Below are 26,060 nucleotides of genomic sequence, written 5' to 3'. Positions count from 1 at the left end.
ATGGTCAGGCCGCCTGCGGCGCCATCAGGGCGGCGTCGAGCCGCTCGGCCTCGAGAATCGTGAGCGTGCGCACGCGCCGGCGCAGGATCTCGGTGCGCATCGCCTGGAGGTGGAGCGCGATGCCGAGCACCGAGGCGGCGGCGATCATGACGAGCAGGGGATAGAGCATCGAGGCGTAGATGGTCGGCCCGCCCATCCGCAGGATCGAGGCCGGCTGGTGCAGGGTCGACCACCAGTTCACCGAGAACTTGATGATCGGCAGGTTGACCGCGCCGACCAGGGTCAGGATCGCGACCGCCCGGGCGGCCCGGCTCGGGTCCTCGATGGTCCGCCACAGGGCGAGCAGCCCGCAATAGATCAGGAAGAGCACCAGCATCGAGGTCAGGCGCGCGTCCCAGACCCAGTAGGTGCCCCACATCGGCTTGCCCCAGAGCGAGCCGGTGACGAGGCAGATCAGCGTGAAGGCGGCGCCGATCGGGGCGGCGGCGCGCTGGGCCACGTCGGCGAGGGGATGGCGCCAGATCAGGGTGCCGAGCGCCGAGACCGCCATGGCGCCGTAGAAGAACACCGCCATCCAGGCCGCCGGGACGTGGATGTACATGATCCGCACCGTCTCGCCCTGCTGGTAGTCGGGCGGCGCGACGAACCAGGTCAGGTACTGGCCGACGGCCAGCAGCACGACCGCGAGACCCGCCACCCAGGGCAGCAGGGCCCCGGACCAGCGCATGAAGTGGCCGGGCTGCGCCAGCCGGGTGAGGAAACCCATCGCCATGGTGGCGGTGTAGCCCGCGCGGGCCTCCCCGAGCAATGCGGACGAACGGCGCAGACGGGCGCGGCGCGCCCGGACGGGCGCCGGAACGAAGCGTGGCGGTGGCGGTTATCGCTGCGACTTGTCGCAAGGCACCGGAGTACCGCCGCGATGTTGAAATGGGCGATCATCTTCTTCGTGATCTCGCTGGTGGCCGGCGGCCTCGGCTTCACCAACGTGGCGTCGGGCGCCCGCGGCATCGCGCGGTTACTGTTCGGGCTCTTCCTGGTGATCGCGGTGGTGATCGTGATCGCCGCGGTGCTGATGGGCCAGGCGGTGTTCTAGCCGCGGCGGCGCTCCCCCGGTGCGCGGCGCCGGGGGAGGGTGCGCATGGCGTACGCGATTCGCGCAGCGGTGACGGACGATGCGGCAGCAATCAGCCGCGTCGTCCTCGCCGCGTTGCACGAGACCAACAGCCGTGACTACGGGCCCGAGACGATCGCGCGGATTGCCCTCGGCTTCACGCCGGAGGGAATCGCCGCGCAGATCGCGGCGCGACAGGTCTTCGTCGCCCTCGACGGCGACCGCATCCTCGGCACCGCGAGCCGCGACGGAGAGGTGGTGCGCGCCGTCTTCGTGACGCCCGAGGCGCAGGGACGCGGCATCGGCAGAGGCCTGATGGGCGAGGTCGACCACGCCGCGCGGGCGGCCGGCGTTGCGACGCTGACCCTGCAATCCTCGCTGACGGCGGTCGGCTTCTATGTGCAGCTCGGGTTCCGGGCGGTGCGCGAGCACCGGCACGGGCAGGAGCGGACCGTGGTCGTGGAACGGGATGTTCCCACGACGGCATGACCGCCGCGAGCCCTACAGATACGTCGCGATTGCTGCAGTCCATATTTTCGTATATACGAAAATATGGAAGACACGAACCATGACGTTCGTGTGGGACGAGCCGAAACGACAGGCAAACCCCACGAGGCACGGCTTCGACCTCGCGGACTTCGAGGATGCGTTCAGCGTCGAGCGCTTCCTCACCATCGATGCCACACAAAGCGAAACCGGACGTGCTAGATTCAAACTGATCGGCACTTGGTACGGAGAGGTCGTCGTGGTGGCGATCGTCTCTCCGCCCGGGTCGGAAGCCACCGCTGTCGTCAGCGTGCGCCGCGCCCACAGGACCCAAAGGGCCGCCTATGCCGTCCCATGACCACGCACCCGGATACGTCCCGAACCCACTCTACTCGCAGGACGATTGGGATGTGGTCGCCGACACCCCGCCGCTGACGGGCGACGAGCTGGCGCGGGCGCGTCCGGGGCCCGACGGCATGCCGGACGAGCTGGCGGCCGCGTTCCGGAGCCGTGCCGGCCGGCCAAGATCGGAGACGCGGCGCGTTCCGGTGTCGTTGCGGATCGATCGCGAGATCCTCGAGACCTTCAAGGCGACCGGTCCGGGCTGGCAGACGCGCATGCACGAGGTGCTGGCCGAGGCGGCCCGAAAGCTGAAGGCGGCCTGAACCTACTCCCCCCACCGCAACGCCGCCGCCGCCGCCAGCGTGCCGATGACCCCGGCCGCGAGGCTCAATGCGCCCAGGATCGCCAGCGGCGTCGTGAACGGCACGGTGCCGCCGAGCGCCGCGTCCGTCGCCGAGACGCCGAAGATCAGGGTCGGCACCATCAGGGGCAGCACCACCACGGCGAGGATCAGGCCGCCGCGTCGGATCGAGGCGGTGAGCGCCGCGCCGACGGCGCCGATGAAGGTGAGCGCCGGGGTGCCGACCAGCAGCGTCAGGCTGGTCGCCGCCATGCCGGTCGGGCTCAACGCCACCAGGAGCCCGAAGAGCGGGGTGGCGAGCGCCAGCGGCAAGCCGGTGGTGAGCCAGTGCGCCGTGACCTTGGCCAGCACCAGCAGCTCCAGAGGTGCCGGGGCGCCGGAGAGGAGGTCGAGGGAGCCGTCCTCATCGTCGGCCTGAAACAGCCGGTCGAGGCCGATCAGCGTCGCCAGCACCGCGGCGATCCACAGGATGCCGGGGCCGATCCGGGCCAGCAGGTTGAGGTCGGGCCCGAGACCGAACGGCACAAGGGCGACGATCATCAGGAAGAAGACGAGGGACAGGGCCCCCGAGCCGCCGATGCGGCCGGCGAGCCGCAGGTCGCGGGCGACCACCGCCAGGAAAGCGCGGCCCATCAGACGATCTCCGCGAAAGGATCGGCGGCGAGTTCGGCCCGGCCGGCGCGAAATCCCTCGACGGAGAGGTCGCGGGCGTTCTCCAGCCCGAGCGCCTGGTGGGTCGCGGCGACGACGAGGCCGCCTCCCGCCAGATGCGCCCGCATCAGCCCGGCGAGCGCGGCTTGCGAGGCGACGTCGAGGGCGGCGGTCGGCTCGTCGAGGAGCCAGAGCGGCCGGCGGCAGACGAGGAGCCGGGCGAGCGCCACCCGCCGGCGCTGGCCGGCCGAGAGATAGGCCACCGGCAGGCCGGCCGCGTGGGCGAGGCCGAGGCGGGCCAGCGCCGCGCGGGGCTCGAGGTCGGCGTCGCTCAGGAGGTCGCGGGCGAAGGCGAGGTTCTCCTCCGCGGTGAGCGCGCCTTTGAGCCCGTCGCGGTGGCCGACGACGTGGAGGCATTCGGGGATCGTGCGCTCGCCCACCCCCTCGGCCGCGAGCCGGCCGGCCTCCGGCCGCAGCCGCCCGGCGAGGATCGCGAGCAGCGACGACTTGCCGGCACCGTTGCGGCCGGTGACGGTCAGCGCCTCGCCGGCCTCCAGGGTGAAGGAGAGCCCGGCGAAGATGCGGCGGCCGGAGCGCCGGCAGGCGAGGTCCTCGGCGATCAGGCGCAAGGGCGGGGGTCCAAGGGCAAGGGCTCCGAGGGGAGGCGCTCCGAGGGGAGGGGACTCCGCGGGCGGGGAGGAGACCGCCCGCGTTTACGCTATGGCCGCCCCGTCGGGAATGACCGACTGCGCGGCCGAGAGACCCGTAGCGGCCAGTTTCGAAGTGTTCTATACGCATCCCCGGCTGCGCCGCGCGACCTTCAGAGGCGTCCAAACCGTCCTTCGCGCATCCCAGTCCGGGCACCCCCGGGGCGGCGCGCGCACCGTTCGATTCTTGGCCGGAAGGCGAGGGCGGGCGGCACACGGGTGTTCCTTGCGTCACGCGAGGCGAACCCGCAGCGCATCCGGCCGAACACTTCGTTGTGGCGCAGGTCGTGCCTGCGCCGTGTTCGACAACCCCTCGCGAGGACCACGCCGTGGCATCGATCGACAGCTTCAAGGCCCGCCAGACCATCCAGGCCGGCGCCAAGACCTACACCATCTACGCGATCCCCCAGGCCGAGAAGAACGGCCTGCCGGATGCGAGCCGCCTGCCCTTCTCGATGAAGGTGCTGCTCGAGAACCTGCTCCGCTACGAGGACGACCGCTCGGTCAAGAAGGCCGACATCGAGGCCGTGGTCGGCTGGCTCGAGAACCGCGGCAAGACCGAGGTCGAGATCGCGTTCCGTCCCTCGCGCGTGCTGATGCAGGACTTCACCGGCGTGCCGGCGGTGGTCGATCTCGCGGCGATGCGCGACGCCATGGTGGCGCTCGGCGGCGACCCGCAGAAGATCAACCCGCTCGTCCCGGTCGACCTCGTCATCGACCACTCGGTCATCGTCGACGAGTTCGGCACCCCGAAGGCGCTGGCCGACAACGTCGCGCTCGAATACGAGCGCAACGGCGAGCGCTACACCTTCCTCAAGTGGGGCCAGTCGGCCTTCGACAACTTCTCGGTCGTGCCCCCGGGCACCGGCATCTGCCACCAGGTCAACCTCGAGTACCTGTCGCAGACCGTGTGGACCAAGCCCTTCGAGGGCCATGAGGTCGCCTACCCGGATTCGCTCGTCGGCACCGATTCGCACACCACGATGGTCAACGGCCTCGCCGTCCTCGGCTGGGGCGTCGGCGGCATCGAGGCCGAGGCCGCGATGCTCGGCCAGCCGCTCTCGATGCTGATCCCCGAGGTCGTCGGCTTCAAGCTGTCGGGCAAGCTGCCCGAGGGCACCACCGCCACCGACCTCGTGCTCACCGTCACCCAGATGCTGCGCAAGAAGGGCGTGGTCGGCAAGTTCGTGGAGTTCTACGGCCCCGGCCTCGACGACATGTCGGTCGCCGACCGCGCCACGATCTCCAACATGGCGCCGGAATACGGCGCGACTTGCGGCTTCTTCCCCGTCGACCAGAAGACCATCGACTTCCTGAAGGTCACCGGCCGCGCCGACGACCGCGTCGCCCTCGTCGAGGCCTATGCCAAGGCGCAGGGCATGTGGCGCGACGCCCAGACCCCGGACCCTGTCTTCACCGACACGCTCGAGCTCGACATGGGCGACGTGAGGCCGTCGCTGGCCGGCCCGAAGCGCCCGCAGGACCGGGTGCTCCTCGACGGCGCGAAGCCCGGCTTCGCGCAGTCGATGGAGACCGAGTTCAAGAAGGCGGCCGACATCGCCAAGCGCTATCCGGTCGAGGGCGCGAACTTCGACATCGGCCACGGCGACGTGGTGATCGCCGCGATCACGTCCTGCACCAACACCTCGAACCCGAGCGTGATGATCGGCGCCGGGCTTCTCGCCCGCAACGCGGTGGCCAAGGGCCTGCGCTCGAAGCCGTGGGTGAAGACCTCGCTCGCCCCCGGCTCCCAGGTGGTGGCGGAGTATCTCGACAAGGCCGGCCTGCAATCGAGCCTCGACGCGCTCGGCTTCAACCTCGTCGGCTTCGGCTGCACCACCTGCATCGGCAATTCGGGCCCGCTGCCGGCGGCGATCTCGAAGTCGATCAACGACAACGACGTGGTGGCCGCCGCGGTGCTCTCGGGCAACCGCAACTTCGAGGGCCGGGTGAACCCCGACGTGCGGGCGAACTACCTCGCCTCGCCGCCGCTCGTCGTCGCCTACGCGCTCGCCGGCTCGATGCAGATCGACATCACTACCGAGCCCCTCGGCACCGGTTCGGACGGCAAGCCGGTCTACCTGAAGGACATCTGGCCCTCGACCGCCGAGGTCCAGGAGTTCATCGAGGCCAACATCACCTCGACCCTGTTCAAGTCGCGCTACGCCGACGTGTTCGGCGGTGACCAGAACTGGAAGGACGTCGAGGTCACCGAGGCCGAGACCTTCGCGTGGAACGGCGGTTCGACCTACGTCCAGAACCCGCCCTACTTCGTCGGCATGGAGAAGACCCCGAAGCCGGTGGAGGACGTGGTCAATGCCCGCATCCTCGGCCTGTTCCTCGACTCCATCACCACCGATCACATCTCCCCGGCCGGCAACATCCGGGCGGCGTCTCCGGCGGGCGCCTACCTGCAGGAGCACCAGGTCCGGGTGCAGGACTTCAACCAGTACGGCACCCGCCGCGGCAACCACGAAGTCATGATGCGGGGCACCTTCGCCAACATCCGCATCAAGAACCAGATGGTGCGCGACGAGGCCGGCAACGTGGTCGAGGGCGGCTACACCCTCTACCAGCCGTCGGGTGAGCGGATGTTCATCTACGACGCCGCGATGCGCTACGAGCAGGAGGGCACCCCGCTGGTGGTGTTCGCCGGCAAGGAATACGGCACCGGCTCGTCGCGCGACTGGGCGGCGAAGGGCACCAAGCTCCTCGGCGTCCGCGCCGTGATCGCCGAGAGCTTCGAGCGCATCCACCGCTCGAACCTCGTCGGCATGGGCGTGGTGCCGCTGGTGTTCCAGGGCGACGCGTCCTGGGCCTCGCTCGGCCTGAAGGGCGACGAGACCGTGACGATCGAGGGCCTGGCCGGCGAGCTGAAGCCGCGCCAGACGCTCACCGCCAAGATCACCTCGGCCGACGGCTCGGTGAAGGAGGTCCCGCTGACCTGCCGCATCGATACGCTCGACGAGCTCGAGTACTTCCGCAACGGCGGCATCCTTCCCTACGTCCTGCGCCAGCTCGCCGCGTAAGGACCGGGTTCCGGCCGCTCCTCCCCGGGGGAGCGGCCGACCGCCGATCCGGGCCCTCGTGGCGGGGGCCCGGCACCAGCAACCGGCGACGGGGGCCTTTTCCGAGCGGGAAGGGCCCCTTTCGCATCTTCGGGAGACCCCGCGCGATGAGCCAGGACGACAAGATCACCGGCCTGACGACCCTCTCGGCCCATCACGGCGAGATGATCGCCCGGCTGTCCGAGGCGCAGTCCGACGTCGCCGTGAAGCAGGTAGCCCTGCAGATGGCGGTGCGCTTCGTCGCCGGCATCCTGCGCGGCATCGATTCCGATCATTACCGCCACCAGCTCGGCAGCTACCTCGCCATGCTGGAGGACGCCCTGAACCGAGAGGATCCGGATTCCGACCTCGCCCGGCGGGTGCTCGAGACCGTCAAGGCGACCCTGGAGCCGGAAGAGGCCGAGGAGGAGTAGGCTCTTCGTCGATCGGGCCGTGCGGCTCCCTGGGCGAGGCCGATTTCGCAAGTCATCCGTCGCGAGGCATGTCGTGAGCCTTCCCGAGATCGTCGTCATCGGACGCAGCGCATTCGACATCAAAAGTCCCGGCCCCGATATCGACGTCGAAACGAGGGAATTGAGCTGCTCGTTCTACCCGGACGATCGCGACCTTGAACGAATCCTCATCGCCAAGCGACCGCACGTCATCGCGACGTTCGGAGAAGAAGCCAGGTTCCAGAACCTGATGCGCGCGCCGTACGAGGTTCGCAAGCGCTGGATCAATTTTGCGGCGGACGTCGATGCCGAGGAGGTCGGGCGGCAGATCTTCTACTGCTTTTTGGACAATGCGACCGCCTTTCGACGCTCGCGCCCCCTGGTGAGCGTCTTCACCCCGGCCTATCGGTCGGGAAGCCAGATCCTGCGCCCGTTCCACTCCCTGCGATCCCAGACCTACGTCGATTGGGAATGGGTCATCGTCGACGATTCCGACGACGACGGCGCGACCTTCTCGGAGCTCGAGGCGCTCGCAGCCCAGGACCACCGCATCCGCGTGTATCGCCCGCACCGCCCCTCGGGCCGCATCGGCGACGTGAAGCAGACCGCCTGCCGCCTGGCCGGTGGCGACCTCCTCCTCGAGCTGGACCACGACGACGAGCTGACGTCCGGCAGCCTGGAGGCGGTGACGCTGGCCTTCCACCAGCATCCCGAGGCCGGGTTTCTCTACACGGACTGGGCCGAGGTCTTCGAGGACGGGCGCAATGCCACCTACGGCGAGCATTGGGCCTTCTTCTACGGCAAGGACCGGACGGAATCCTACAACGGCAGAGAGTACATCGTCCACGAAGCGCCGAGAATCAACGCCAAGACGATACGGCACATCGTCTCCGCCCCGAACCACATCAGGGCGTGGCGCAAGGATTTCTACCACGAGATCGGCGGGCACAATCCGGACCTGGCCGCCGCCGACGATTATGAACTGTGCGTGAGGACATTTCTCAATACACGGATGATTCTTCTGCGAAAATTCTGCTACATTCAATATTACAACACCGCCGGCAACACCCAGAGACTGCGCAACAAGGACATCCAACGACTGACGCGGGCGGTCAGCGAGAAATACGATGCGCGCATCCATCGACGTTTCGTCGAGCTCGGCGTCGACGACTTCACCTGGGATGCCGACCGCAATGCCACGGACTGGTCGCGCGCCAACCCGGCCACCGAGCCGCATTGCAGCCTGATCGTCGGATGAGGGCGGCGCGCGATACTCCCGCCCCCGACGCCGACGATCGGAAACCCCGCGAGGGATCGCGAATCGCGGCGCCCTGCCGTCGTCTCTCGTCGCCGGGGGAGCCGAGCGACGCCGGTGGCGGGGTCCTGCTCCCGTTCACGTGTGCGCGAGACGCATATCCTCCGCCGCGAGGCGAACCATAACGGCCGGGGCACAGATCCCTGAGCCCTGCTTCCCGGAGTTCCCTATGCCCCTTCTCAGGACGTTCGCGGCCGCCGGCCTGATGCTCGCCGCCGGCGGCCCGTTCGCCGCGGCGCTCGCCGCCCCGCAGGTCGAGCGCCTGCGCGGCACGATCGAGCGCGTCGAGGGCGACGCGGTCACCATCCGCACCCGTGCCGGCACGATCGAGACCGTGCGGCTCGGCACCGGCACGCGGGTGGCGCAGCTCGCCCCGGCGAGCCTCGACGACGTCAAGGACGGCAGCTTCATCGGCACCGCCGCCAAGGCCGGGCCGAAGCCCGGCGACCCGCCGGTCGCCCTCGAGGTACTGATCTTCCCCGAGGCCCTGCGGGGCGCAGGCGAGGGGCACTACCCCTGGGACCGCCTGCCCGACGGTGCCGCCAGCGGCCCGGTCGAGACCAGCATGACCAACGGCACCGTCAAGGCGCCGGAGGTCGAGACCAGCATGACCGACGGCACCGTCAAGGCACCGGGCGTCGAGACCACCATGACCAACGGCACCGTCGCGGGCGCGCCCGGCGCCGCGCGCAGCCTCACGGTGTCCTACAAGGGCCAGAGCCTCGCGGTCGCGGTGCCGCCGGGCACGCCGATCGTGAGGCTGGAGCCCGCCGACCGGGCGGTGCTGGTGCCGGGGGCCAAGGTCTTCGCCTCGGCCGTGCGCGAGGGCGACCGGCTGGAGGCGCGCAGCGTCTCGGTCGGCAAGGACGGCCTGACGCCGCCGATGTAGGGTGATCGACAGACAACCAGGACGGGTGGCGCAAGGGAGGTGCGACGCGACGCCCCTGACGGCCGGGGCGAGGCGACGCGGGAATGCCCCGCCGAGAGATCGAGGCGCCACCGCCCCGGTTCCAAGATAGAATCGGCCGCGGCAATGGACTTCGTCATCATCGCCGCGGCCGTCGGACCGGCCGTGCCCGAAAAAAGGGCGCAACTGCACCCCTTGACGCGCGTTGTTCTGTCGAGCCGGCACACCCGGTGCCTCCATAACCTGCACGGGTACGGGCCCCGTGCAACGAACGCCGCCCTCGTCTTGACGGAGCCGGGACCCTGGTCCCGTTTGACGCGCCATGAAGCTGATCCCGAGCAATCACGCCGCGAGCTACGGCCAGACGCGCACCACCGCGTCGTCGCTCGCCGATGCGCTGCTGCTCGCCAAGATCGGGCAGGACCTGCGGGCAATGTACGACGACGTGAGCGACGGTCCGGTCCCCCGCGAGCTCGACGCGCTGGTCGAGCAACTGCACGCCGTCCTCGGCGGCGAGCCCGAAACACGGCGCTGAGGTCGGGCACTCCACGGGAGAAGTCGTTCGCCACCGGCCATGGATGCGTGACCTGTACCGCGGAAACGACAAGACCGGCAGGAACGGGCCCGGCCGGAGCGATCGTGCCTTGAGTACGGGCGCGAAACAGTGTGGGGTGCGGCTCCCGAGCCGCAAGCCCGTCAGCCCCCAGCCTCATGCCGCCGCTTCCCTTCACCCGCCTCGCCCTTTCGCTCGTCCTGGCCTTCGCGGTTCTCGGCGGCGCACCCGGCGCCGGTGCCGCCACGCCGCCCGCCCAGCCCAAGGAGGGACCGGGCGGCCAGGCTTATGCCAGCGCGAGCGTGGTGAAACGGGTGCTCGGCCGGGCCGGCGCGGTCACGCTGGCCTATTACGGCAACGGCGCCGCTCCGGCGCAGGGGCGGCCGGTGGCGGTGGTGCTGCACGCCTGGGGGGCGGTGAACCCGCAGGCTTACGGCTCCTTCATCGAGCATCTGGCACGCTCGGGCTATCTCGTGCTGTTCCCGCGCTTCCAGGAGGTGGGCCGCACCCGGCCGGTGGATGCGAGCGGCTTGGCGGCGACCCTCGTCAAGGACGCGCTCGCCGAACTCGCCGGCGACCAGGAGGCCAAGCCCGACACGACCCGGGTGGCGCTGATCGGCCACCTCGCCGGCGTGCCGCTAGCTGCCAACCTCGCGGCCCACGCGCGTGAGACCGGGCTGCCGGTGCCGCGGCTGATCTTCGGCGCCATGCCGGGCGGCATCGCCCGGGACGACAAGGCGCGGGGCATCGCCCTCCACGACCTCAACGCCATCGACCCCGCGACGCTGATCGTCACGGTGATCGGCGACCGGGACGCCCGGGCCGCCGACGTCGCCGCCCGTCGGGTGATGCGGGAGGCGAGCGCCGTACCGACCGACCACAAGCTGATGGTCCGGGCGCTCTCCGACGACCACGGCTTCCCGGCGTTGTCGGCCACCCTGGCCTCGCCCGCCGGCGTCAACGCGGCCTACGACGTCGCGCAGCTGAAGCTGCCGACCCCCGATCCGAAGCAGAAGCCGGCCCCGTTCAAGTGGTCGGCCGACATGACGCTCACCGGCGAGCAGACCGTGCTGGTGGGGCAGATCAACGGCGCCGGCACCGACAGCCTCGACTACCTCGCGGTCTGGAAGACCTTCGACATGGCGGCGGCCGCCGCCTTCTCGGGCCAGACCGCCACCAGCCTGAAGAGCAACCCGCGCTTCACCGACATGGAGCGCTGGAGCGACGGCTGGCCGGTGCGCCGGCTCTCCGTCGAGACCCCGCGCCCGCCGGCGCCGCCGAAGCCCGGGGCGGCGGTCGCCGCGCCGGTCCCGGCCAAGCCGGTCGCGGCGCCGGGCAAGCCCGCCGCCAAGCCGGCCGCGAAGCCGGCGGGCTCGGCCCGGGGGCAGTGAACGGCCGGCCGACGACGGCGACCGGAACGGGTCCCGCCGTCGCGCCCGCACCGTGACGGGGCGCCTCGTCCGCCGAGCGGAGGAGGCGCCCCGACGACGACGAAAAAGAAGAGAATCCGGAGGAGACCCGATGAAGCTGTTCTACGCCAAGGCCTCGCCCTTCGTCCGCAAGGTGCTGGTCGCCGCCCACGAACTCGGCCTGGCCGACCGGATCGAGCTGCTGCCGGCGGCGGCCCACCCGATCAACCGCGACGCCACGATCCGGGCGGAGAATCCGCTCGGGCAGGTGCCGACCCTGATCCTCGACGACGGCACGGCGCTCGCCGACAGCCGGGTCATCTGCGAGTACCTCGACCATCTCGGGCAGGGCGGCCTGTTTCCGGCGGCGGGGCCGGCCCGCTGGGCGGCGCTGACCGCGCAATCGACCGGCGACGGCCTGCTCGATGCGGCTCTGCTCTGCGTCTACGAGACCCGGGTCCGCCAGGAGGGCGAGCGCTCCGCCGGGTGGGTGACCGGCCAGCGCGAGAAGATCGGCGACGCGCTCGCGCGGATCGACGCGGCGGCGGGCGAGTTCGGCGAGCGGGTCGACATCGCCACCATCACGTATGGCTGCGCCCTCGGCTACCTCGACCTGCGCCTGCCCGACCTCGGCTGGCGCGAGCGCGCCCCGGCGGCGGCGGCCTGGTACGCCCGATTCGGCGAGCGCCCGTCGATGCAGGCGACCCGCCCGGACTGAGCGACGCTCCCGATCGCCGTCGTCGCCCGGTGCGGCGGCGTCGGCCCGAACGGCGTGCCATGAGCGGTACCGAGGCGCCCGGAAGACGTGTGCCGCCGGATAGACGTGGCGCGGCCCTTGCAGGACTCCGGGGCGACGGCCCGGCACAAGCCTGGCCGCGCTACCCTGGCGCCGCACCGCCCCGCCCGCGGGCGGCGCAAAGGTGTCCTCGCCCACGGGGGTCTCGCTCGTGCACGACTTCGTCGCCCTCCTCCTCGCCGCCCTGACCTTCTGCCTCGGCTACTGGATCGCCGGGACCCTCGTGCGTCTCGCCGTGCGGCACGGCCTCGGCCACGCCCATCTCGGCGAGGGGAGCCTGGCGCAGGTCGCCCTCGCGCTGGTCGTCGGCCTCGCCGCCTGGCGCTGGGCCCGGGGCGACCGGCCCGCCGGGGCCTGACACGAGCCGACGGGCAGGGCCGGCGATACCGGTGCAGACATGCGGGCCGAGACTGGCCGCCCTGCTTCCCCGCCGGTTGCGCGCCCACCGCGTTTGCCGCGACTCTCGCCGACGAGCGCGGAGGCCGGGCCATGTCGACACGCCTGCTGAAGAAGGTCGCGATCGTGTTCGGGGCCGGCTCGTCCGGTACCGGCTGGGGCAACGGCAAGGCCGTCGCCGTCGCCTTCGCCCGGGAGGGCGCCCGGGTGATCTGCGTCGACCGGGGGCTCGCCGCCGCCGAAGAGACCGCGCAGATCATCGCCGAGGAGGGCAACGAGGCCGAGGCGCTCGCCGCCGACGTCACCGATTACGACGCGGTGGCCCGTGCGGTCGCCGCCGGCGAGGCCCGCTTCGGCCGCATCGACATCCTGCACAACAACGTCGGCCAGCCCGAGGCCGGCGGGCCGGAGGACCTCGACGAGGAGAGCTGGCACCGGGCGATCGAGGTGAATGTCGGCGGGGTCTGGCGCACCTGCAAGGCGGTCCTGCCGGGAATGCGGGCGCGGCGCTCGGGCGCCGTCGTCAACATCTCGTCGATCGCGGCGCTGCGCTGGGCCGGGGCGCCGTCCTTCGCCTACGCGGCCGCCAAGGCGGCGGTGAACCAGGCCACCGTCTCGGTGGCGATGCAGTATGCCCGCGACGGCATCCGGGCGAACGCGATCCTGCCGGGGCTGCTCGACACTACCCTCGCCGACGAGTGCCGCGGCGCCGGCACCCCCGAATCGGGCCGCGACCGCCGGGTGCCGCTCGGGCGCCTCGGCGAGGCCTGGGACATCGCCCACGCGGCGGTCTTCCTCGCCTCCGACGAGGCCCGCTTCATTACCGGGGTCTGCCTGCCGGTGGATGGCGGCCAGAGCTGCAGCATGGCGGCCCTGGCGTGAGCGGCCATTAGGGGTCCGGCGAGCGGAAACAATGTGGCCGAAGCGTTACAGCCCGGAGCGAAGCGCCGACTCCGGCCAAGCTCGGCTTCCCGACCCGCACGGCGAGGGTTAGGCTTCAGGACATAACGGTGCGGTGGCCCCTCGCGGGGCTCGCCCTGCACCGCCGGGAGCCGGCCTCCGGGAAGCCTCGCCAGGGGCGTCCGCGGAACCGGCTTCGCGCGATCCGGGAAAGCGACCGAATGCGGACGACCATCAAGGCTGGCTTGGGCGCGCGGGCCGCCCGCCGCGTCGCGGCCGTGACGACCCTGGCGCTGCTCGCCGGCTGCGCCACGCCGGTGCTGACCCAGACCGGCCTCCTGACGAGTTACGCCCACCTGACGCCGAGCGAAGCCACCGCCACGAAGTCGCGGATCTTCATCGACAAGGCGGCGATGGCGCGGGTGCGCACCGTGCGCATCATCCCCACCACCTTCCCGGCCGCGGTCGCGGGCCCGACCCTGACCGACAAGGAGCGCCACGTCGTCGCCAACGCGGCCGACCGGGCGCTCTGCTACGAGCTGTCGCTGCGCTACGACGTGGTGTCGTCGGGCCCCGCCGACCTGACCGTGCGGGCCAACGTCACCCGCGCCGGCCTCACCAACGTGCCCGCCTCCGGCGCCGCCATCGGCGCCTCGGCGGCGATCACCATCGCGGCGCAGGTCGGCGTCGGCTTCGCCGACACGATCGGCAAGGTGCCGGTGCCGCGCCTGCCGATCGGGCTCGGCGACCTCACGATCGAGGCCGAGGCCCTGGATGCGCGGCGCCAGCAGCGCGCCGCGATGGTCTGGGCCGGGGGCGCCAACTCCTTCACCAACCAGGCCCGGTTCTCGCAGATCGCCGACATCTACGACCTCGCCGGCGATTTCGGCCAGGATTTCGGCTCCTACCTCGCCACCGGCGAGGATCCGTTCGAGTCCGAGCTGACGATCCCGACCTACGAGCGCATCCGCGTGACGATGCTGGGCGAGATGCCCCGCGATCCCGATTGCCAGGCCTTCGGCCGGGCGCCCGGCGTCGACGGCATCGTCGGCGATTCCTTCGGCCTGCCGCCGGACTGGACCGACAAGGGCGCGACCGCCGGGCGCTGACGACGGCGGCCGACGCGTCCGCGCAGACCAGAAGAGGCCCGCCACCGGAAGGTGGCGGGCCTCTTCGCATGTCGGCACCCGTAATGATGCCCGGCCCGCCCGCGGCGAGCCGGATTTACCGATCCTAGAAGTACGACTTCAGCGGGCCGCGCCGGCGCACGTCGAGCGTGGCGCAATGGAACGAGCCGCCGAACGGGCCGTAGGACAGGAACGGCGTCGGGATCGGGTCGAAGCCCCAGTCCTTGAGCGCCTTGATCAGCGTCGGCTGGCTCGCGTCGACGACGATCTTCTTCTCGTCGATGGCGAGCACGTTGATCGAGGTCCAGGGCGAGCACATCGAGATCTTGCTCATGAAGCCCTCGACGGGGTCGGGGCGCGGGGCGATCAGCACGTCCCACTTCTTGAGCACCGCCGGCAGCTTCTCGACGTCGATGTAGTCGGGGTTGACCAACACCTTGCCGGGGGCGAGCGGCATGAACGACGAATCGATGTGCATCGGCTGCGGGCAGCGGCTCTCGATCTCGTGGATGCGGAAGCCCGGCCCGAGGTGGCGGCGCAGCCACTCGATGCCCATCAGGTTGGTCACGTTCGAGCGGGTGACGAACAGGTCGCGGCCGCAGCGCACGAAGTCGGCCGCGTCGAAGACCGGCTCGAACTCGTTGACCGTGAACTGCATCGGCTCGCCGGCCTTCAGGTTCGGCACCCGGTAGTCGTAGTTGTAGAGATCGTCGGTGAGCTGGGGCCGCGGCGCCGAGGTCCAGCGCGCGCCGGCCCGGAAGTACTCCTTGAACAGCGAGCGGTAGGCGTCGCCCTCGAAGTAGCGCGAGCGCCAGCACATCGGGCTCTCGATGATCTCGTCGCCGATCACCAGGTACGGGTCGCGCGGGCAGGCGACGCAGAAGCCGCGCGAGGACCAGCGCGGCGCCTTGAACTTCTTCGAGAAATCCACCGAATCGGGACGGCGGATCTTCACGCCCTCGCCGGCCAGGATCTTGATGAAGCCGTCCAGCTCCTGCTGGGCCAGCTTCTTCATGAAGCCCGGGTACTTCCAGCCGGAGGCGAGCCGGTAGAACGGCTGGGCCGCCCGCGGCAGGTTGAAGATCACCGTCAGGTGGTGGGTCGGGATCGTGGCGCCGTCGAGCGAGCCGACGATCACCTCCTCCAGCGGATCCCACTCGTTCCAGGCCATGACCGGCGATTGCGGCGCCGGGGCGCGGTCGGCGCCGCCCTGGAACGCCGAAAGGTCGTGCGTGGCCGCATCGTCGAGCGCGCCGCGCTCGGCCTCGAAGGTCGTCTCCCGGTCCATGCCTCGTCCATCCCCTGACGGCCGTCACAAAGCGGCCACTCCTCGCGCGATCCGGCCCCGCCGGCGTGGCGCCGGCCGGTCTCGAAGACGCGCCATAACATAGGCTTGCGGCGATGCTTGGGCGGGCTCGCCGCGCCCGCGGATCGTGCCGCTTTCACCGGCACTGTGTCCGGGCGGTGATAGACAGCGCCCATCAAAGCTGCAACGTGCCGGGATGCAACGGCGCTGCTTTGTTTCGACTCCGTTGCCGGAATGGCGCGCCCCCGGGGCTGCCGCCGCGACGACAGAAAGAGGGTCATGAAGCGACTGACGACACTGGGCCTGATCGCCGGCCTGTGCACCGTGATCGGCCTGTTCGTCTCCTCGGGACCGGAGGCGGTCGCGGCGGCCCTGTGGGCGTCGGGCTGGGGCGCGGTGCTGGTCGTCGTGGCGCGGTTCGTCGCCGTGGCCTGGGCGGGCCTCGGCTGGTGGGTGGTGTTCCCCCGCGGCGAGAGGCCGCTGCTGCGCGACTGCGTCAACGTGCGCTTCGTGCGCGAGGGGGTCAACACCCTGCTGCCGGTGGCGCAGGTCGGCGGCGACCTGATCGGCGCGCGTCTCCTCACCCGCTACCGGGTCTCGGGCGCGCTGTCGGGCGCGACGACCCTCGTCGACCTGATGGTCCAGGCGCTCACGCAGTTCCTGTTCACGGTGGCCGGCCTCGGCGTGCTGGTGGCGCTCGGCGGCGACGGGCCGATCGTGCACTACGTGGGCCTGGGCCTCGTGATCGCGGCGCCGGCGCTCGTCGCCTTCTACCTGGTCCAGCGCCGCTTCGGGCAGAGCCTGCTCCAGGCCGCCATCAACCGCTTCGCCGGCGGGCGCGAGTGGCGGATCTTCGGCGCCGTCGACGTGCTGTTCGAGCGCCTGCGCGGCCTCTACGCCGCCCGCGGCCGCATTCTCACCGCCATCGGCACGCATCTGTTCGGCTGGATCATCGGCACCCTCGAGGTCTGGATCGCGCTGCGCTTCATGGGCTACGAGGTCGGCTTCCTCGAGGCGATCGTGATCGAGAGCCTGGCCCAGGCCGTGCGCGGCGCCGCCTTCGCGGTGCCGGGTGCGCTCGGCGCCCAGGAGGGCGGCCTGATCGCGCTCTGCGCGGTGTTCGGCATCCCGGCCGAGGCGGCGCTGGCGCTGTCGCTGATCAAGCGGCTCGCCGACCTCGCGGTCGGGCTGCCAAGCCTGATGCTCTGGCACGCGATGGAAGACGACAAGGCCGAGCCGGGCCGCCCCGCGGCCGGGTTCGGCGCGGCCCTGCGCGCGTTCATCCGCCCGCGCCGGGCCGGTGGCGGCGGGACGCACGCGCCCGCCTTCGGCTATGCCGCGGCGCCCGCCGACGGCAAAGGAGAGTGACCCGGTGCAGACCCGACGCGAGACCCTGCGCAGCCTGACGATCGCCACCTGCCTGGCGGCGGCGTGGCCGGCCCTGGCCCAGACCCCCGCGGCCCCCGCGGCCGGGGAGGGCGACCCGGCGGTCGCGACCGTGCGCAAGATGACCGACGCCCTCGAGGCGGCGCTGAAGGCCGGCGACGTGCGCGCCCGGGCCGAGACCCTGTCCGGCCCGATGAAGGAGACCTTCGACCTGCCGGCGATGCTGCGCCTGGGCGTCGGCACCCGCTGGAAGGACATCCCGGCCGCCAAGCAGCAGGAGCTGACCGCGGCCTTCGGCCCCTACCTGTCGGCGACCTACGCCACGCGACTCGGCGCCGCGGCCGGTAGCACCTTCGCCATCGATCCCAAGAGCGAGGCCCGCGGCGCCGGCCGCATCGTGCACGTCACGGTGACGGACGGCAGCGGCGACACCTCCCCGGTCGACTACGTGCTGAACGCCGACAACCGCATCACCGACGTCTTCCTCCAGGGCACGGTCAGCGAGGCCGGCACCCTGCGCACCGGCTTCTCGGAGCCGCTGCAGGAGGGCGGGGCCGACGGCCTCCTCGCCCACCTCAAGAAGTCCACCGAGACGATGCTCGCGGCGCCGGCCCCCAAGGCCAAATAAACGCCGGCCCGCCTCCCGACGGCATACCGGCCGTCAACCCTCGGACAAGCATCCTCAACAAGACTGTCCGCCGCGCACCCAGCGCCGCCAACTCCTCCCAGGGATCGCCATGGACTGGACCTGGATCTCCACACTCCTGCTCGTCCTGGCGCTCGCCGGGTGCGGCTACGGCCTGACCACCGCATGGCTCGCCGGACGGCTCGCCCGGCAGCCGGTGCCGCGCCTGCCCGCCGACGCGGCCCGCCCCACCGTGACCCTGCTCAAGCCGCTCTGCGGCGACGAGCCGAACCTGCACCACAACCTGACGACCTTCTGCACCCAGGCCTATGCCGGCGCCGTGCAGGTGATCTTCGGGGTGCAGAACGCGACCGACCCGGCGATCGCCGTGGTGCACCGGCTCCAGGCCGAGCACCCGTCCCTGCGCATCGACCTCGTGGTCGACGCCCGCCAGCACGGGGCGAACCGCAAGGTCTCGAACCTCATCAACATGGCGGGGCTGATCGCCCACGAGATCGTGGTGCTGGCCGACAGCGACATGGTGGTGGCGCCCGACTACCTGGAGCGGATCGTCGCCGAGCTGGCGCGGCCCGGCGTCTCCGGCGTCACCTGCCTGTATCACGGCGTGCCGGCCAATCGCGGCGTCTGGGCCCATCTCTCGACGCTCGCCATCGACACCCAGTTCCTGCCCAACGTCCTGATGGGCACCGGGCTCAAGCTCGCCGATCCGTGCTTCGGCTCGACCATCGCGTTCCGCACCGCGTGCCTTGCCCGCATCGGCGGGTTCGAGGCGATCCGCGACGACCTCGCCGACGACTACGCGCTCGGGGCGGCGCTGCGGGCCGAGGGCGGGATCGTGGCGATCCCGAACTTCACCATCGGGCATACCTGCGTCGACACCTCGCTCGCCGGCCTGTGGCGCCACGAGACGCGGTGGAACCGCACCATCCGCAACGTCGATCCGGCGGGCTATGCCGGCACGCTCGTCACCCACGCCTTCCCGCTGGCGCTGATCGCCGCGCTCCTGCCGGATGCCGGGGCCTACACGCTCGCCACCGCGGCGCTCGCGCTCGCCTGCCGGATCGTGCTGTGCATGCGGGTCGAGCGGGCCTTCGGCCTCGAGCCGCACCCGTACTGGCTCTTGCCGATCCGCGACCTCCTGTCCTTCGCCGGCTTCGTCTGGTGCTTCGCCTCCGGCGCCGTGACTTGGAAAGGTCATGATTATCGGGTCGTTGCGGACGGTACGCTGATCCCGGAATCCGGCCTCGCCCGCGAGTCCGGCGCTCCCTCGACCTGAAGACCCATCGGGCCGCCCGGCGGCCTCACCGGCCGCGACGCGGCCCCACCGGCCGCAAGCGGCCCCGATCAAGAAGACGACACTCCCGATGATGCGGACCCTCTTCCTCCAGGCCCCCACCTTCGACGGCTTCGACGGCGGCGCCGGCTCGCGCTACCAGGCCAAGCGCGAGATCAAGTCGTTCTGGTACCCGACCTGGCTCGCCCAGCCGGCCGCCCTGGTGCCGAACTCCAAGCTGATCGACGCCCCCCCGCACGACATCAAGCTGCCGGAGATCGTGGCTCAGGCCGACGACTTCGACCTCGTGGTGCTGCACACCTCGGTCCCGTCCTTCAAGTCGGACGTGAAGACCATCGAGGCGCTGAAGGCCAAGAACCCGAAGCTGATCGCCGGCCTGATCGGCGCCAAGGTCGCGGTGGACGCCGCCGGCTCGATGGCCCAGGCCCCGGCCGTCGATTTCTGCGCCCGCAACGAGTTCGACTTCACCGTCAAGGAGGTCGCCGAGGGCGTGCCGATGGCGGAGATCAAGGGTCTCTCGTACCGCAACGCCGACGGCGTCGTGGTCCATAACGAGGACCGCGAGATCATGACCGACATGGACCAGCTGCCGTTCGTGACCTCGGTCTACAAGCGCGACCTGGAGATGGAGAAGTACTTCATCGGGTACCTGAAGCACCCCTACATCTCGTTCTATTCGGGCCGGGGCTGCAAGTCGCGCTGCACGTTCTGCCTGTGGCCGCAGACGGTCGGCGGCCACACCTACCGCACCCGCTCGGTCGCGCACGTGATCGAGGAGATCAAGTACTGCCTGAAGGAGTTCCCCCAGACCAAGGAGTTCTTCTTCGACGACGACACCTTCACCGACAACCTGCCGCGCGCGGAAGAGATCGCCCGCGAGCTCGGCAAGCTCGGCGTGACCTGGTCGTGCAACGCCAAGGCCAACGTCCCGCGCAAGACCCTCGAGGTGCTCAAGGCCAACGGCCTGCGCCTGCTGCTCGTCGGCTACGAGTCGGGCAACCAGCAGATCCTCAACAACATCAAGAAGGGCATGCGGGTCGAGGTCGCCGAGCGGTTCACCAAGGATTGCCACGAGCTCGGCATCGCCATCCACGGCACCTTCATCCTCGGCCTGCCGGGCGAGACCCGCGAGACGATCCAGGAAACGATTGCCTTCGCCAAGCGGATCAACCCGCACACCATCCAGGTCTCGCTCGCCGCGCCCTACCCGGGCACCTTCCTGTACAAGCAGGCGGTGGAGAACGGCTGGCTCGACAAGGACAACGCCGAGCTCGTCGACGAGAACGGCGTGCAGATCGCCCCGCTGCACTACCCGCACCTGTCTCACACCGAGATCTTCAACTCGGTCGAGGCGTTCTACAAGAAGTTCTACTTCCGCGCGCCGAAGATCGCCTCGATCGTCAGCGAGATGGTGCGCTCGCCCGACATGATGAAGCGGCGCCTGCGCGAGGGCGTCGAGTTCTGGCACTTCCTGCGCGAGCGCCAGGGCGTGGCTAAGAAGGCGGCGTAAGCGTCCCGGAGACTAGAGCATTTTCGGACGAAGTGGATGCCGGTTCGTCGAAGAAAATGCGGCAAAACAAATACTTAGAGAGCTTCGCGATCGCAGCGTGATCGTGAAGTGCTCTAGGCGTCCCGCCTGGAGCGGGTGCGAGCCTCCCCGTCCGGCCGGACGGGGAGGCTCTTTCACGTCACGAGACCGAGCATGAGCACGCCCACATCCGCCAAGCGCCTCGTCGTCACCTCGGACGATTTCGGCCTGTCTCTGCAAGTCAACGAGGCGGTGGAGCGGGCGCATCGCGACGGCATCCTCACGACTGCCAGCCTGATGGTCTCCGCGCCCGGTGCCGCCGATGCGGTGGCCCGGGCGCGCGCCGTGCCGTCGCTGCGGATCGGCCTCCACCTCGTGATGGTCGAGGCCTGGCCGACCCTGCCGGCCTCCGACCTGCCCGACCTCACCGACGGCGCCGGGCTGATGCGGGCCGACCAGGCGACGCTCGGGCTCGACCTCGCCCGCAATCCGCGCGCGCGCCGCCAGCTCGCCGCCGAGATCCGGGCGCAGTTCGAGGCGTTTCGCGCGACCGGGCTGCCGCTCGACCACGTCAACGCGCACAAGCACTTCCACATCCACCCGATCATCGCCGGGATGGTGCTGCGGATCGGACGCGACTACGGCATGCGGGCGATCCGGGTGCCGCGGGAATCGCGCGAGACCCTGCGCCGGGCCGAACCGGGGGCGAAGCCCGGCCTCGCCCTCGACACCGCGCCCTGGGCGGCGCTGCTCCGGTTCCGGGCCCGGCGCGCCGGCCTCCTCGTGCCGGACGGCGTGCTCGGCCTCGCCTGGTCGGGCGCGATGACGCCCGCCCGGGTCGAGGGATTGCTGCGCCACCTGCCGGACGGGCTGACCGAGCTCTACCTGCACCCCGCCACCGCGGGCGGCTTCCCGGGCGAGGCACCGGGCTACGCCTACGCGGCGGAACTGGCCGCGCTCACGGCGCCGGAGAGCCGGGCGGCCCTGGCGGAATCGGGCGCGGTGAGCGGCGGCTTCTCGGATTTCGCTCGCTGACGGGGAGGGCGGTCGGCTACCGAAGGGGCAGGGGCCGGAGACACGGCCCGTCCGCCGGGAGCCTCCGCGCATGCGCCGCACCACGAATCTGACCCGAATCCTGCGACGCGCGAGCGGGGCGGGGTGCCTCGCCCTCGCGGTGCTTGCCACGCCGGCCCGGGCGGCCGAGATCATGCTTCTCACCACGGGCGCCTACAAGCCGGTCGCGGCGGCTTTGGTCCCCGGCTTCGAACGGCGCACCGGCCACCACGTCGTGATCCGCAACGAGACCGCCGGGGCGGTGGCGCAGGCGATCCGCGACGGCGCCCGGACCGACCTCGTGGTGCTGACGCCGAACGGTTTCGACGCGCTGATCCGCGACGGGCGCCTGTCCGGCGCGCCGCCGGTACCGCTGGCCCGGGTCGGGATCGGGGTGGCGGTACCCACCGGCGCGTCCGTGCCCGGGATCGGAACGGTCGCGGGCTTTCGCGAGGCGCTGCTCGCGGCCCGCGCGGTGGCGATGGTCGATCCGGCCTCGGGCGGGTCGAGCGGCATCTACCTCGCGGGGCTGTTCGAGCGTCTCGGCATCGGGGAGGCGATGAAGGCCAAGCTCGTCTTGGTGCGCGGCGGCCTCGCCGCCGCGCGCCTCGTCACCGGCGAGGCGGACATGGCCCTGCAGCAGACGAGCGAACTGCTCGCCGTCGAGGGCGCCCGCCTCGTCGGCCCGATCCCCGCGGAGGTGCAGGCCTTCACGATCTACGCGGGGATGGTCCCGGCGGGAGCCGCGCAGGCCGAGGCCGCGTCGGCGCTCCTGCGCGATCTCGCCGGCCCCGACGCCGCACCTGTCCTGGCAGCGAAGGGGATGACGCCGCCGGGCCCATGATGGGGAAGGGCGCGGCTCGCGCCGCGCCCGTCACCGGGTCCGTCCTCGGGCTCAGAACCGGTAGGTGAAGCTGCCCTTCACCGCGTGATCCTCCGCCCGCGCTCCGACCTGGCCGGTGTACGACACGCCGAGCGCCGCCGCCGCCGACACCCGCAGGTCCACCCCCGCCGAGGCCACCAGCGCGTCCCGGGTGATCGGGATCCCCGCCGTCACGAAGCTCGGGCCGGTCCCGAAGGCCAGTAAAGCCGTCGGGATCACGTCCCCGAACGCGCGCCGGTAGCCCACCAGACCGTGCAGCGACACCGGGGCGCCGAGGCCCGGATCCACCTCGGTCTGCCCGCGCACGCCCGCCGTCAGGGTCGGGATCTCGGACAGGCGCGAGGCGCCGCTCAGCGCCGCGACGCCGCCGGTCTCGGCGAACCGGTCGCGGTCGATGCCGACATAGGCCCCGCCCACGAACGGCTCGATATATGAGAGAGGCGCGGACCGGCCGGGCAGGCCGGCGCCGAGCGCGATCCGGTAGCCGATCTCGCCGAAACCCTGCACCGTCGAGCCGCCGTAGCGGGCGCTCTCGGTCTCGGAGATGCCCGGGACGATGACCGAGCGGCGCAGGCGCAGGCCGTTGTCGGCGTAGACCGCGCCGAGCCGCAGGGCGAAGGGACCGGCCTCGTACCCGCCGTAGACGCCGCCGAACCCGCTCTCGATCGACCCGCTCGCCGTCTGGCCGGGCGCATCGAGGTTGGTGCGGGTGTAGCCGCCGGCCACGCCGAGCCGGATGCCGCTCTCGAGCCGGACATCGGCGCCGAGCACGAAGCCGGCGGTGTCGCGGTTGAGGGTGACGGCGTTGCCGTCGCTGCGTGCCTGGCCGAAGCTGCCGAAGCCCTGGCCCCACAGGGCGAACACCCGGGGATCGAGGACGCGCACCGGCACCGGGGCGGCGCGCCCGGGCAGGTCGGCGGTGTAGGTGGCCGGCAGGTTGCCGTAGTCGCGGGTCGCCTCGCCCGTCCAGCGCAGCCGGTCGAGGATGGCTTCACGGACGAAGAAGGCGGTCTCGTAGGCGGCCGAGACCGAGCTGGCGTGGATGTCGCCGGTGAGCGCCTGGAAGGCGGCGACGGCCTCCGGGGTGGTGAGCCCGACCGTGCGGTCGTAGAGGCCCGCGCCCGCGCCGGCCCCCTGGATGGCGGTGGCGACGGCGGCCTGGTTGCGGGATTGGGCGATGGTGGCGAAGGCGACGTCGTTGCGGGTCAGCGTCAGGTCGATTTCGGCCGGCTGGTAGCGCAGCGTCGGGGTGAGGAAGGCGAGGTTGGAGGAGACGCCCGCGAAGGTGCCGGAGACGCCGCCCGCGGCCGACAGGATGGTGTAGCCGGTGCGGGGGGCGTAGGCGCCGTTTTGCGCCAGCACCCGGACGGTGCCGCCCTGGATCGTGGCGGTGCCGGTGGCGGCGAGGCGGTCGGACTGGCCGCCCGCATCGGTCTCGACCTGGAAGGTCGAGCCCGCGGCGAAGCTGGCGTTGCCGGCGACCGTGAGGGTGCCGAGGGAGTTGCCGGGGGCGATCGTGGCGCCGGATTGCGCCGCCACCCCGCCGACCGTGCCGGTGCCGCCGAGCAGGCCGCCCGCGCCGACCGTGACCTGGCCGGCCACGGTGCCGTTGGCGTAGAGCGCGCCGGTCTGGCCCACCGTGACGTCGGTGGTCAGCCGGTCGGATGCCGCCATCTGCAGGCTGCCGATTACGTTCCCGAAGTAGCCGGCGGCGGCGTAGAGATCGACGCGGCTCCAGTAGCTCAGCGGCGTGCCGTAGAGCGCCGCGATCGCGTTCGACTCGGTGTTGACGACGATCTGGTTGATCGTGTCGGTGGCGAGGCTGCCGGCGAGGCCGCCGGTCGGGGCGATCCGCTGGGCCGCCGCCGAGCTGCCGCCGTAGATCGGGGCGAGCAGGATCGAGGCGTCGGGCCCGCCCGCGGGCGCCGCCTCGCGCGGCCCTTGAGCGAAGGTCAGGGTCGGCAGGCCGAAGCTCTGGCGCTGCTGGTAGAGGGCCTGGTTCGCCGCCGAGGGCAGGTAGGGGTTGTTGGTGGCAACCCCCGCGCAGGCCGCCACCGAGGCGCCGCACTGGGCCGACAGGTAGCCCTGCATCTGCCCGGCGGCCTGATTGTAGAGGCTCGGCAGGTCGATGGCGGTACCGGTGGTCGCCGCGTTGTTGATGTAGAGCGGGTTGGTGAAGGCCTGCGCCAGGTCGTAGGTCGCCAGCGCACGGCCGCCGATGATGTCGAGCGGGTAGTGCACCCCGAGCACGATGCGGCTCTCGCCGTATTCGGAGGCCCGCAGCAGCATGGACCGGTAGGCCTGCGGCGTGGTCATCGCCAGCAGGATGCCGTCGGTGAAGGCGTAGGTGGTGTGGCCGCTCGGGAAGGACGGGTTGGTGGCGATGCCGTTCAGCGCCGTCGGATCGAAGATCGTGTAGCGGCCCGGCGCGACCTGGATCGGCCGCGACGAGCCGTAGACATCCTGGCCCGGTTGCGTGCTGGTCACGCCGTAGGCGAGGTCGTAGACGCTGTCGCGGGTATTGGGCAGGCCGTTGAAGGTCGGGATGGTGTAGCCCGCCGGCGCCGCGGCCGGGACCGGCACGTAGCCCGCGGGCGTGGTGCTCGGGTTGCTGGCGGCACCGTTGGCGAAGTAGTTCTTGGCGACGCCGAGGTCGTTGCCGGTGAAGCCGTAGGCGCGCGTCAGCAGGTTGACCACGCTGCCGAGGGGGCCGCTCGTGCCCGCGGCGCTGCCGGCGACGTAGATCGGGCCGAGCACCGGGCCGAGGCCGCCGACCGGCTGCTGCGGCGTGATGCCGTTGATCACGGTCTGGGCCGGCAGGCCGCCGGCCAGGTTGGCGCCGGCGCCGTAGAGGCCGAGGCCCACCGACGCGAGGTTGTTCGTCGCCGAGCCGAGCAGGTTCTTGTCGCTGATCGCGAGCTGCTGCTGGCGCAGGCTCGCCCCGTTGTTGTAGCCGACCGCCTGGTCGAGGTTCGCCTGCAGGGCCGTCCGGCCGGTCGCCGTGGCGTTCAAGCTCAGGAAGGGGCTGAGCAGGTTCAGCACGTTGGCGCTGGTCGGCGCGATGGTGGCGGTCTGGGCGCGGGCGCCCTCGGCCGAGAGCGCGGCCGCGGCGAGCGCGACGAGCGAGACGCTGTGTCTGAAGAGCATGGCGAGATCCCCCGGGCTGCCGACCCTCCGGCTCCCCCGTCCGAGGCGCACGCTTAAGAAATAGACACACTCAGCGCATGTTCATAATCTTGTCATAATTTTCGTCGTGCCGGATTGTTGTTGCAAAAACACGATTTGTTGCTGAATTATTCGAGAATAATTTCTGATCTGTACGAGAGAGTATGATGATTTGCCGGCTGGGGCAAAAGCAGACGCGGCCGTACCCCGCCTTTCGGAAGGCGGTGCGATTTTGGCAC

25 protein-coding genes are annotated in these 26,060 nt (G+C 71.1%); 20 read left to right on the top strand and 5 right to left on the bottom strand.

The window, feature by feature from the left end:
- Positions 1–4: 4 nt before the first annotated feature.
- Positions 5–772, bottom strand: a complete 768-nt coding sequence (locus HPY23_RS21450; protein ID WP_091891318.1) for a heme ABC transporter permease — start codon at positions 770–772, stop codon at positions 5–7.
- A 147-nt stretch (positions 773–919) separates the two neighbouring features.
- Here HPY23_RS21450 and HPY23_RS21445 point away from each other — a divergent pair, with 147 nt between their 5' ends.
- The 4 genes from HPY23_RS21445 to HPY23_RS33630 all read left to right on the top strand — a co-directional run bounded on the left by HPY23_RS21445 (position 920) and on the right by HPY23_RS33630 (position 2,262).
- Positions 920–1,093: a DUF1328 domain-containing protein gene (locus tag HPY23_RS21445; protein ID WP_048429188.1), complete on the top strand. Its 174-nt coding sequence runs from the start codon at positions 920–922 to the stop codon at positions 1,091–1,093.
- 45 nt (positions 1,094–1,138) lie between these two features.
- Positions 1,139–1,600 (top strand): GNAT family N-acetyltransferase, encoded by a 462-nt coding sequence (locus tag HPY23_RS21440; protein ID WP_091891321.1) that lies wholly within the window; start codon positions 1,139–1,141, stop codon positions 1,598–1,600.
- A 79-nt stretch (positions 1,601–1,679) separates the two neighbouring features.
- Complete coding sequence (locus HPY23_RS21435) at positions 1,680–1,955, top strand: BrnT family toxin (protein ID WP_091891324.1); 276 nt, start codon at positions 1,680–1,682, stop codon at positions 1,953–1,955.
- A 52-nt stretch (positions 1,956–2,007) separates the two neighbouring features.
- Positions 2,008–2,262: a BrnA antitoxin family protein gene (locus HPY23_RS33630; RefSeq protein WP_175540094.1), complete on the top strand. Its 255-nt coding sequence runs from the start codon at positions 2,008–2,010 to the stop codon at positions 2,260–2,262.
- A 2-nt stretch (positions 2,263–2,264) separates the two neighbouring features.
- Here the strand turns inward: HPY23_RS33630 and ccmB are convergent, their stop codons facing one another.
- Both ccmB and ccmA read right to left on the bottom strand, forming a co-directional pair.
- Positions 2,265–2,933 carry a heme exporter protein CcmB gene (gene ccmB, locus HPY23_RS21425; RefSeq protein ID WP_091891330.1) on the bottom strand — a complete coding sequence of 223 codons (669 nt, stop codon included), beginning with the start codon at positions 2,931–2,933 and terminating at the stop codon, positions 2,265–2,267.
- Entirely contained in the window at positions 2,933–3,580 is a 648-nt protein-coding gene (gene ccmA / locus HPY23_RS21420) for a heme ABC exporter ATP-binding protein CcmA (RefSeq protein WP_091891333.1), read from the bottom strand. The genes ccmB and ccmA overlap by 1 nt, the downstream gene beginning before the upstream one ends.
- A gap of 407 nt (positions 3,581–3,987) precedes the next feature.
- Here ccmA and acnA point away from each other — a divergent pair, with 407 nt between their 5' ends.
- From acnA to HPY23_RS21370, 10 genes are all read left to right on the top strand, one after another.
- Complete coding sequence (acnA, locus tag HPY23_RS21415) at positions 3,988–6,687, top strand: aconitate hydratase AcnA (RefSeq protein ID WP_091891336.1); 2,700 nt, start codon at positions 3,988–3,990, stop codon at positions 6,685–6,687.
- Between the two features lie 146 nt (positions 6,688–6,833).
- Entirely contained in the window at positions 6,834–7,139 is a 306-nt protein-coding gene (locus tag HPY23_RS21410; RefSeq protein ID WP_048429181.1) for a hypothetical protein, read from the top strand.
- 73 nt (positions 7,140–7,212) lie between these two features.
- Entirely contained in the window at positions 7,213–8,415 is a 1,203-nt protein-coding gene (locus HPY23_RS21405) for a glycosyltransferase (RefSeq protein ID WP_091891339.1), read from the top strand.
- 226 nt (positions 8,416–8,641) lie between these two features.
- Positions 8,642–9,361, top strand: a complete 720-nt coding sequence (locus HPY23_RS21400) for a metal ABC transporter permease (RefSeq protein WP_236012497.1) — start codon at positions 8,642–8,644, stop codon at positions 9,359–9,361.
- A 340-nt stretch (positions 9,362–9,701) separates the two neighbouring features.
- Positions 9,702–9,914, top strand: a complete 213-nt coding sequence (locus HPY23_RS21395; RefSeq protein ID WP_060847481.1) for a NepR family anti-sigma factor — start codon at positions 9,702–9,704, stop codon at positions 9,912–9,914.
- Between the two features lie 176 nt (positions 9,915–10,090).
- Positions 10,091–11,323 (top strand): dienelactone hydrolase family protein, encoded by a 1,233-nt coding sequence (locus tag HPY23_RS21390; RefSeq protein WP_091891341.1) that lies wholly within the window; start codon positions 10,091–10,093, stop codon positions 11,321–11,323.
- Between the two features lie 130 nt (positions 11,324–11,453).
- Entirely contained in the window at positions 11,454–12,059 is a 606-nt protein-coding gene (locus tag HPY23_RS21385) for a glutathione S-transferase (RefSeq protein WP_091891344.1), read from the top strand.
- A 202-nt stretch (positions 12,060–12,261) separates the two neighbouring features.
- Entirely contained in the window at positions 12,262–12,495 is a 234-nt protein-coding gene (locus tag HPY23_RS21380) for a hypothetical protein (protein WP_210344619.1), read from the top strand.
- Between the two features lie 131 nt (positions 12,496–12,626).
- Entirely contained in the window at positions 12,627–13,415 is a 789-nt protein-coding gene (locus HPY23_RS21375) for an SDR family NAD(P)-dependent oxidoreductase (protein ID WP_060847485.1), read from the top strand.
- Positions 13,416–13,654: 239 nt separating this feature from the next.
- Positions 13,655–14,542, top strand: coding sequence for a DUF3313 domain-containing protein (locus HPY23_RS21370; RefSeq protein WP_060847486.1), 888 nt, complete (start codon positions 13,655–13,657; stop codon positions 14,540–14,542).
- 124 nt (positions 14,543–14,666) lie between these two features.
- Here HPY23_RS21370 and HPY23_RS21365 read toward each other — a convergent pair whose 3' ends face one another.
- Positions 14,667–15,848 carry a hypothetical protein gene (locus HPY23_RS21365; RefSeq protein WP_058618370.1) on the bottom strand — a complete coding sequence of 394 codons (1,182 nt, stop codon included), beginning with the start codon at positions 15,846–15,848 and terminating at the stop codon, positions 14,667–14,669.
- A gap of 297 nt (positions 15,849–16,145) precedes the next feature.
- Here HPY23_RS21365 and HPY23_RS21360 point away from each other — a divergent pair, with 297 nt between their 5' ends.
- The 6 genes from HPY23_RS21360 to HPY23_RS21335 all read left to right on the top strand — a co-directional run bounded on the left by HPY23_RS21360 (position 16,146) and on the right by HPY23_RS21335 (position 22,617).
- Complete coding sequence (locus HPY23_RS21360; RefSeq protein WP_060847488.1) at positions 16,146–17,234, top strand: lysylphosphatidylglycerol synthase domain-containing protein; 1,089 nt, start codon at positions 16,146–16,148, stop codon at positions 17,232–17,234.
- A gap of 4 nt (positions 17,235–17,238) precedes the next feature.
- Positions 17,239–17,880 carry an MlaC/ttg2D family ABC transporter substrate-binding protein gene (locus HPY23_RS21355; RefSeq protein WP_244537681.1) on the top strand — a complete coding sequence of 214 codons (642 nt, stop codon included), beginning with the start codon at positions 17,239–17,241 and terminating at the stop codon, positions 17,878–17,880.
- Between the two features lie 109 nt (positions 17,881–17,989).
- Positions 17,990–19,174: a bacteriohopanetetrol glucosamine biosynthesis glycosyltransferase HpnI gene (gene hpnI, locus HPY23_RS21350; protein ID WP_091891349.1), complete on the top strand. Its 1,185-nt coding sequence runs from the start codon at positions 17,990–17,992 to the stop codon at positions 19,172–19,174.
- 91 nt (positions 19,175–19,265) lie between these two features.
- Positions 19,266–20,702, top strand: a complete 1,437-nt coding sequence (hpnJ, locus tag HPY23_RS21345; RefSeq protein WP_048429196.1) for a hopanoid biosynthesis associated radical SAM protein HpnJ — start codon at positions 19,266–19,268, stop codon at positions 20,700–20,702.
- Positions 20,703–20,894: 192 nt separating this feature from the next.
- Positions 20,895–21,755 (top strand): hopanoid biosynthesis-associated protein HpnK, encoded by an 861-nt coding sequence (gene hpnK / locus HPY23_RS21340; protein ID WP_091891352.1) that lies wholly within the window; start codon positions 20,895–20,897, stop codon positions 21,753–21,755.
- A gap of 70 nt (positions 21,756–21,825) precedes the next feature.
- Positions 21,826–22,617: a molybdate ABC transporter substrate-binding protein gene (locus HPY23_RS21335; RefSeq protein ID WP_091891355.1), complete on the top strand. Its 792-nt coding sequence runs from the start codon at positions 21,826–21,828 to the stop codon at positions 22,615–22,617.
- Positions 22,618–22,668: 51 nt separating this feature from the next.
- Here HPY23_RS21335 and HPY23_RS21330 read toward each other — a convergent pair whose 3' ends face one another.
- A complete protein-coding gene (locus tag HPY23_RS21330) occupies positions 22,669–25,803 on the bottom strand; it encodes an autotransporter family protein (protein WP_200602035.1) in 3,135 nt (1,044 codons plus the stop codon).
- Between the last annotated feature and the right edge of the window lie 257 nt (positions 25,804–26,060).

It is taken from the genome of Methylobacterium ajmalii (genome assembly GCF_016613415.1).
In the GTDB taxonomy this organism is placed as follows: Bacteria; Pseudomonadota; Alphaproteobacteria; order Rhizobiales; family Beijerinckiaceae; genus Methylobacterium; species Methylobacterium ajmalii.
The sequence above is the reverse complement of the archived record's forward strand: the minus strand, read 5'-3'. Positions and strand labels throughout refer to the sequence as shown.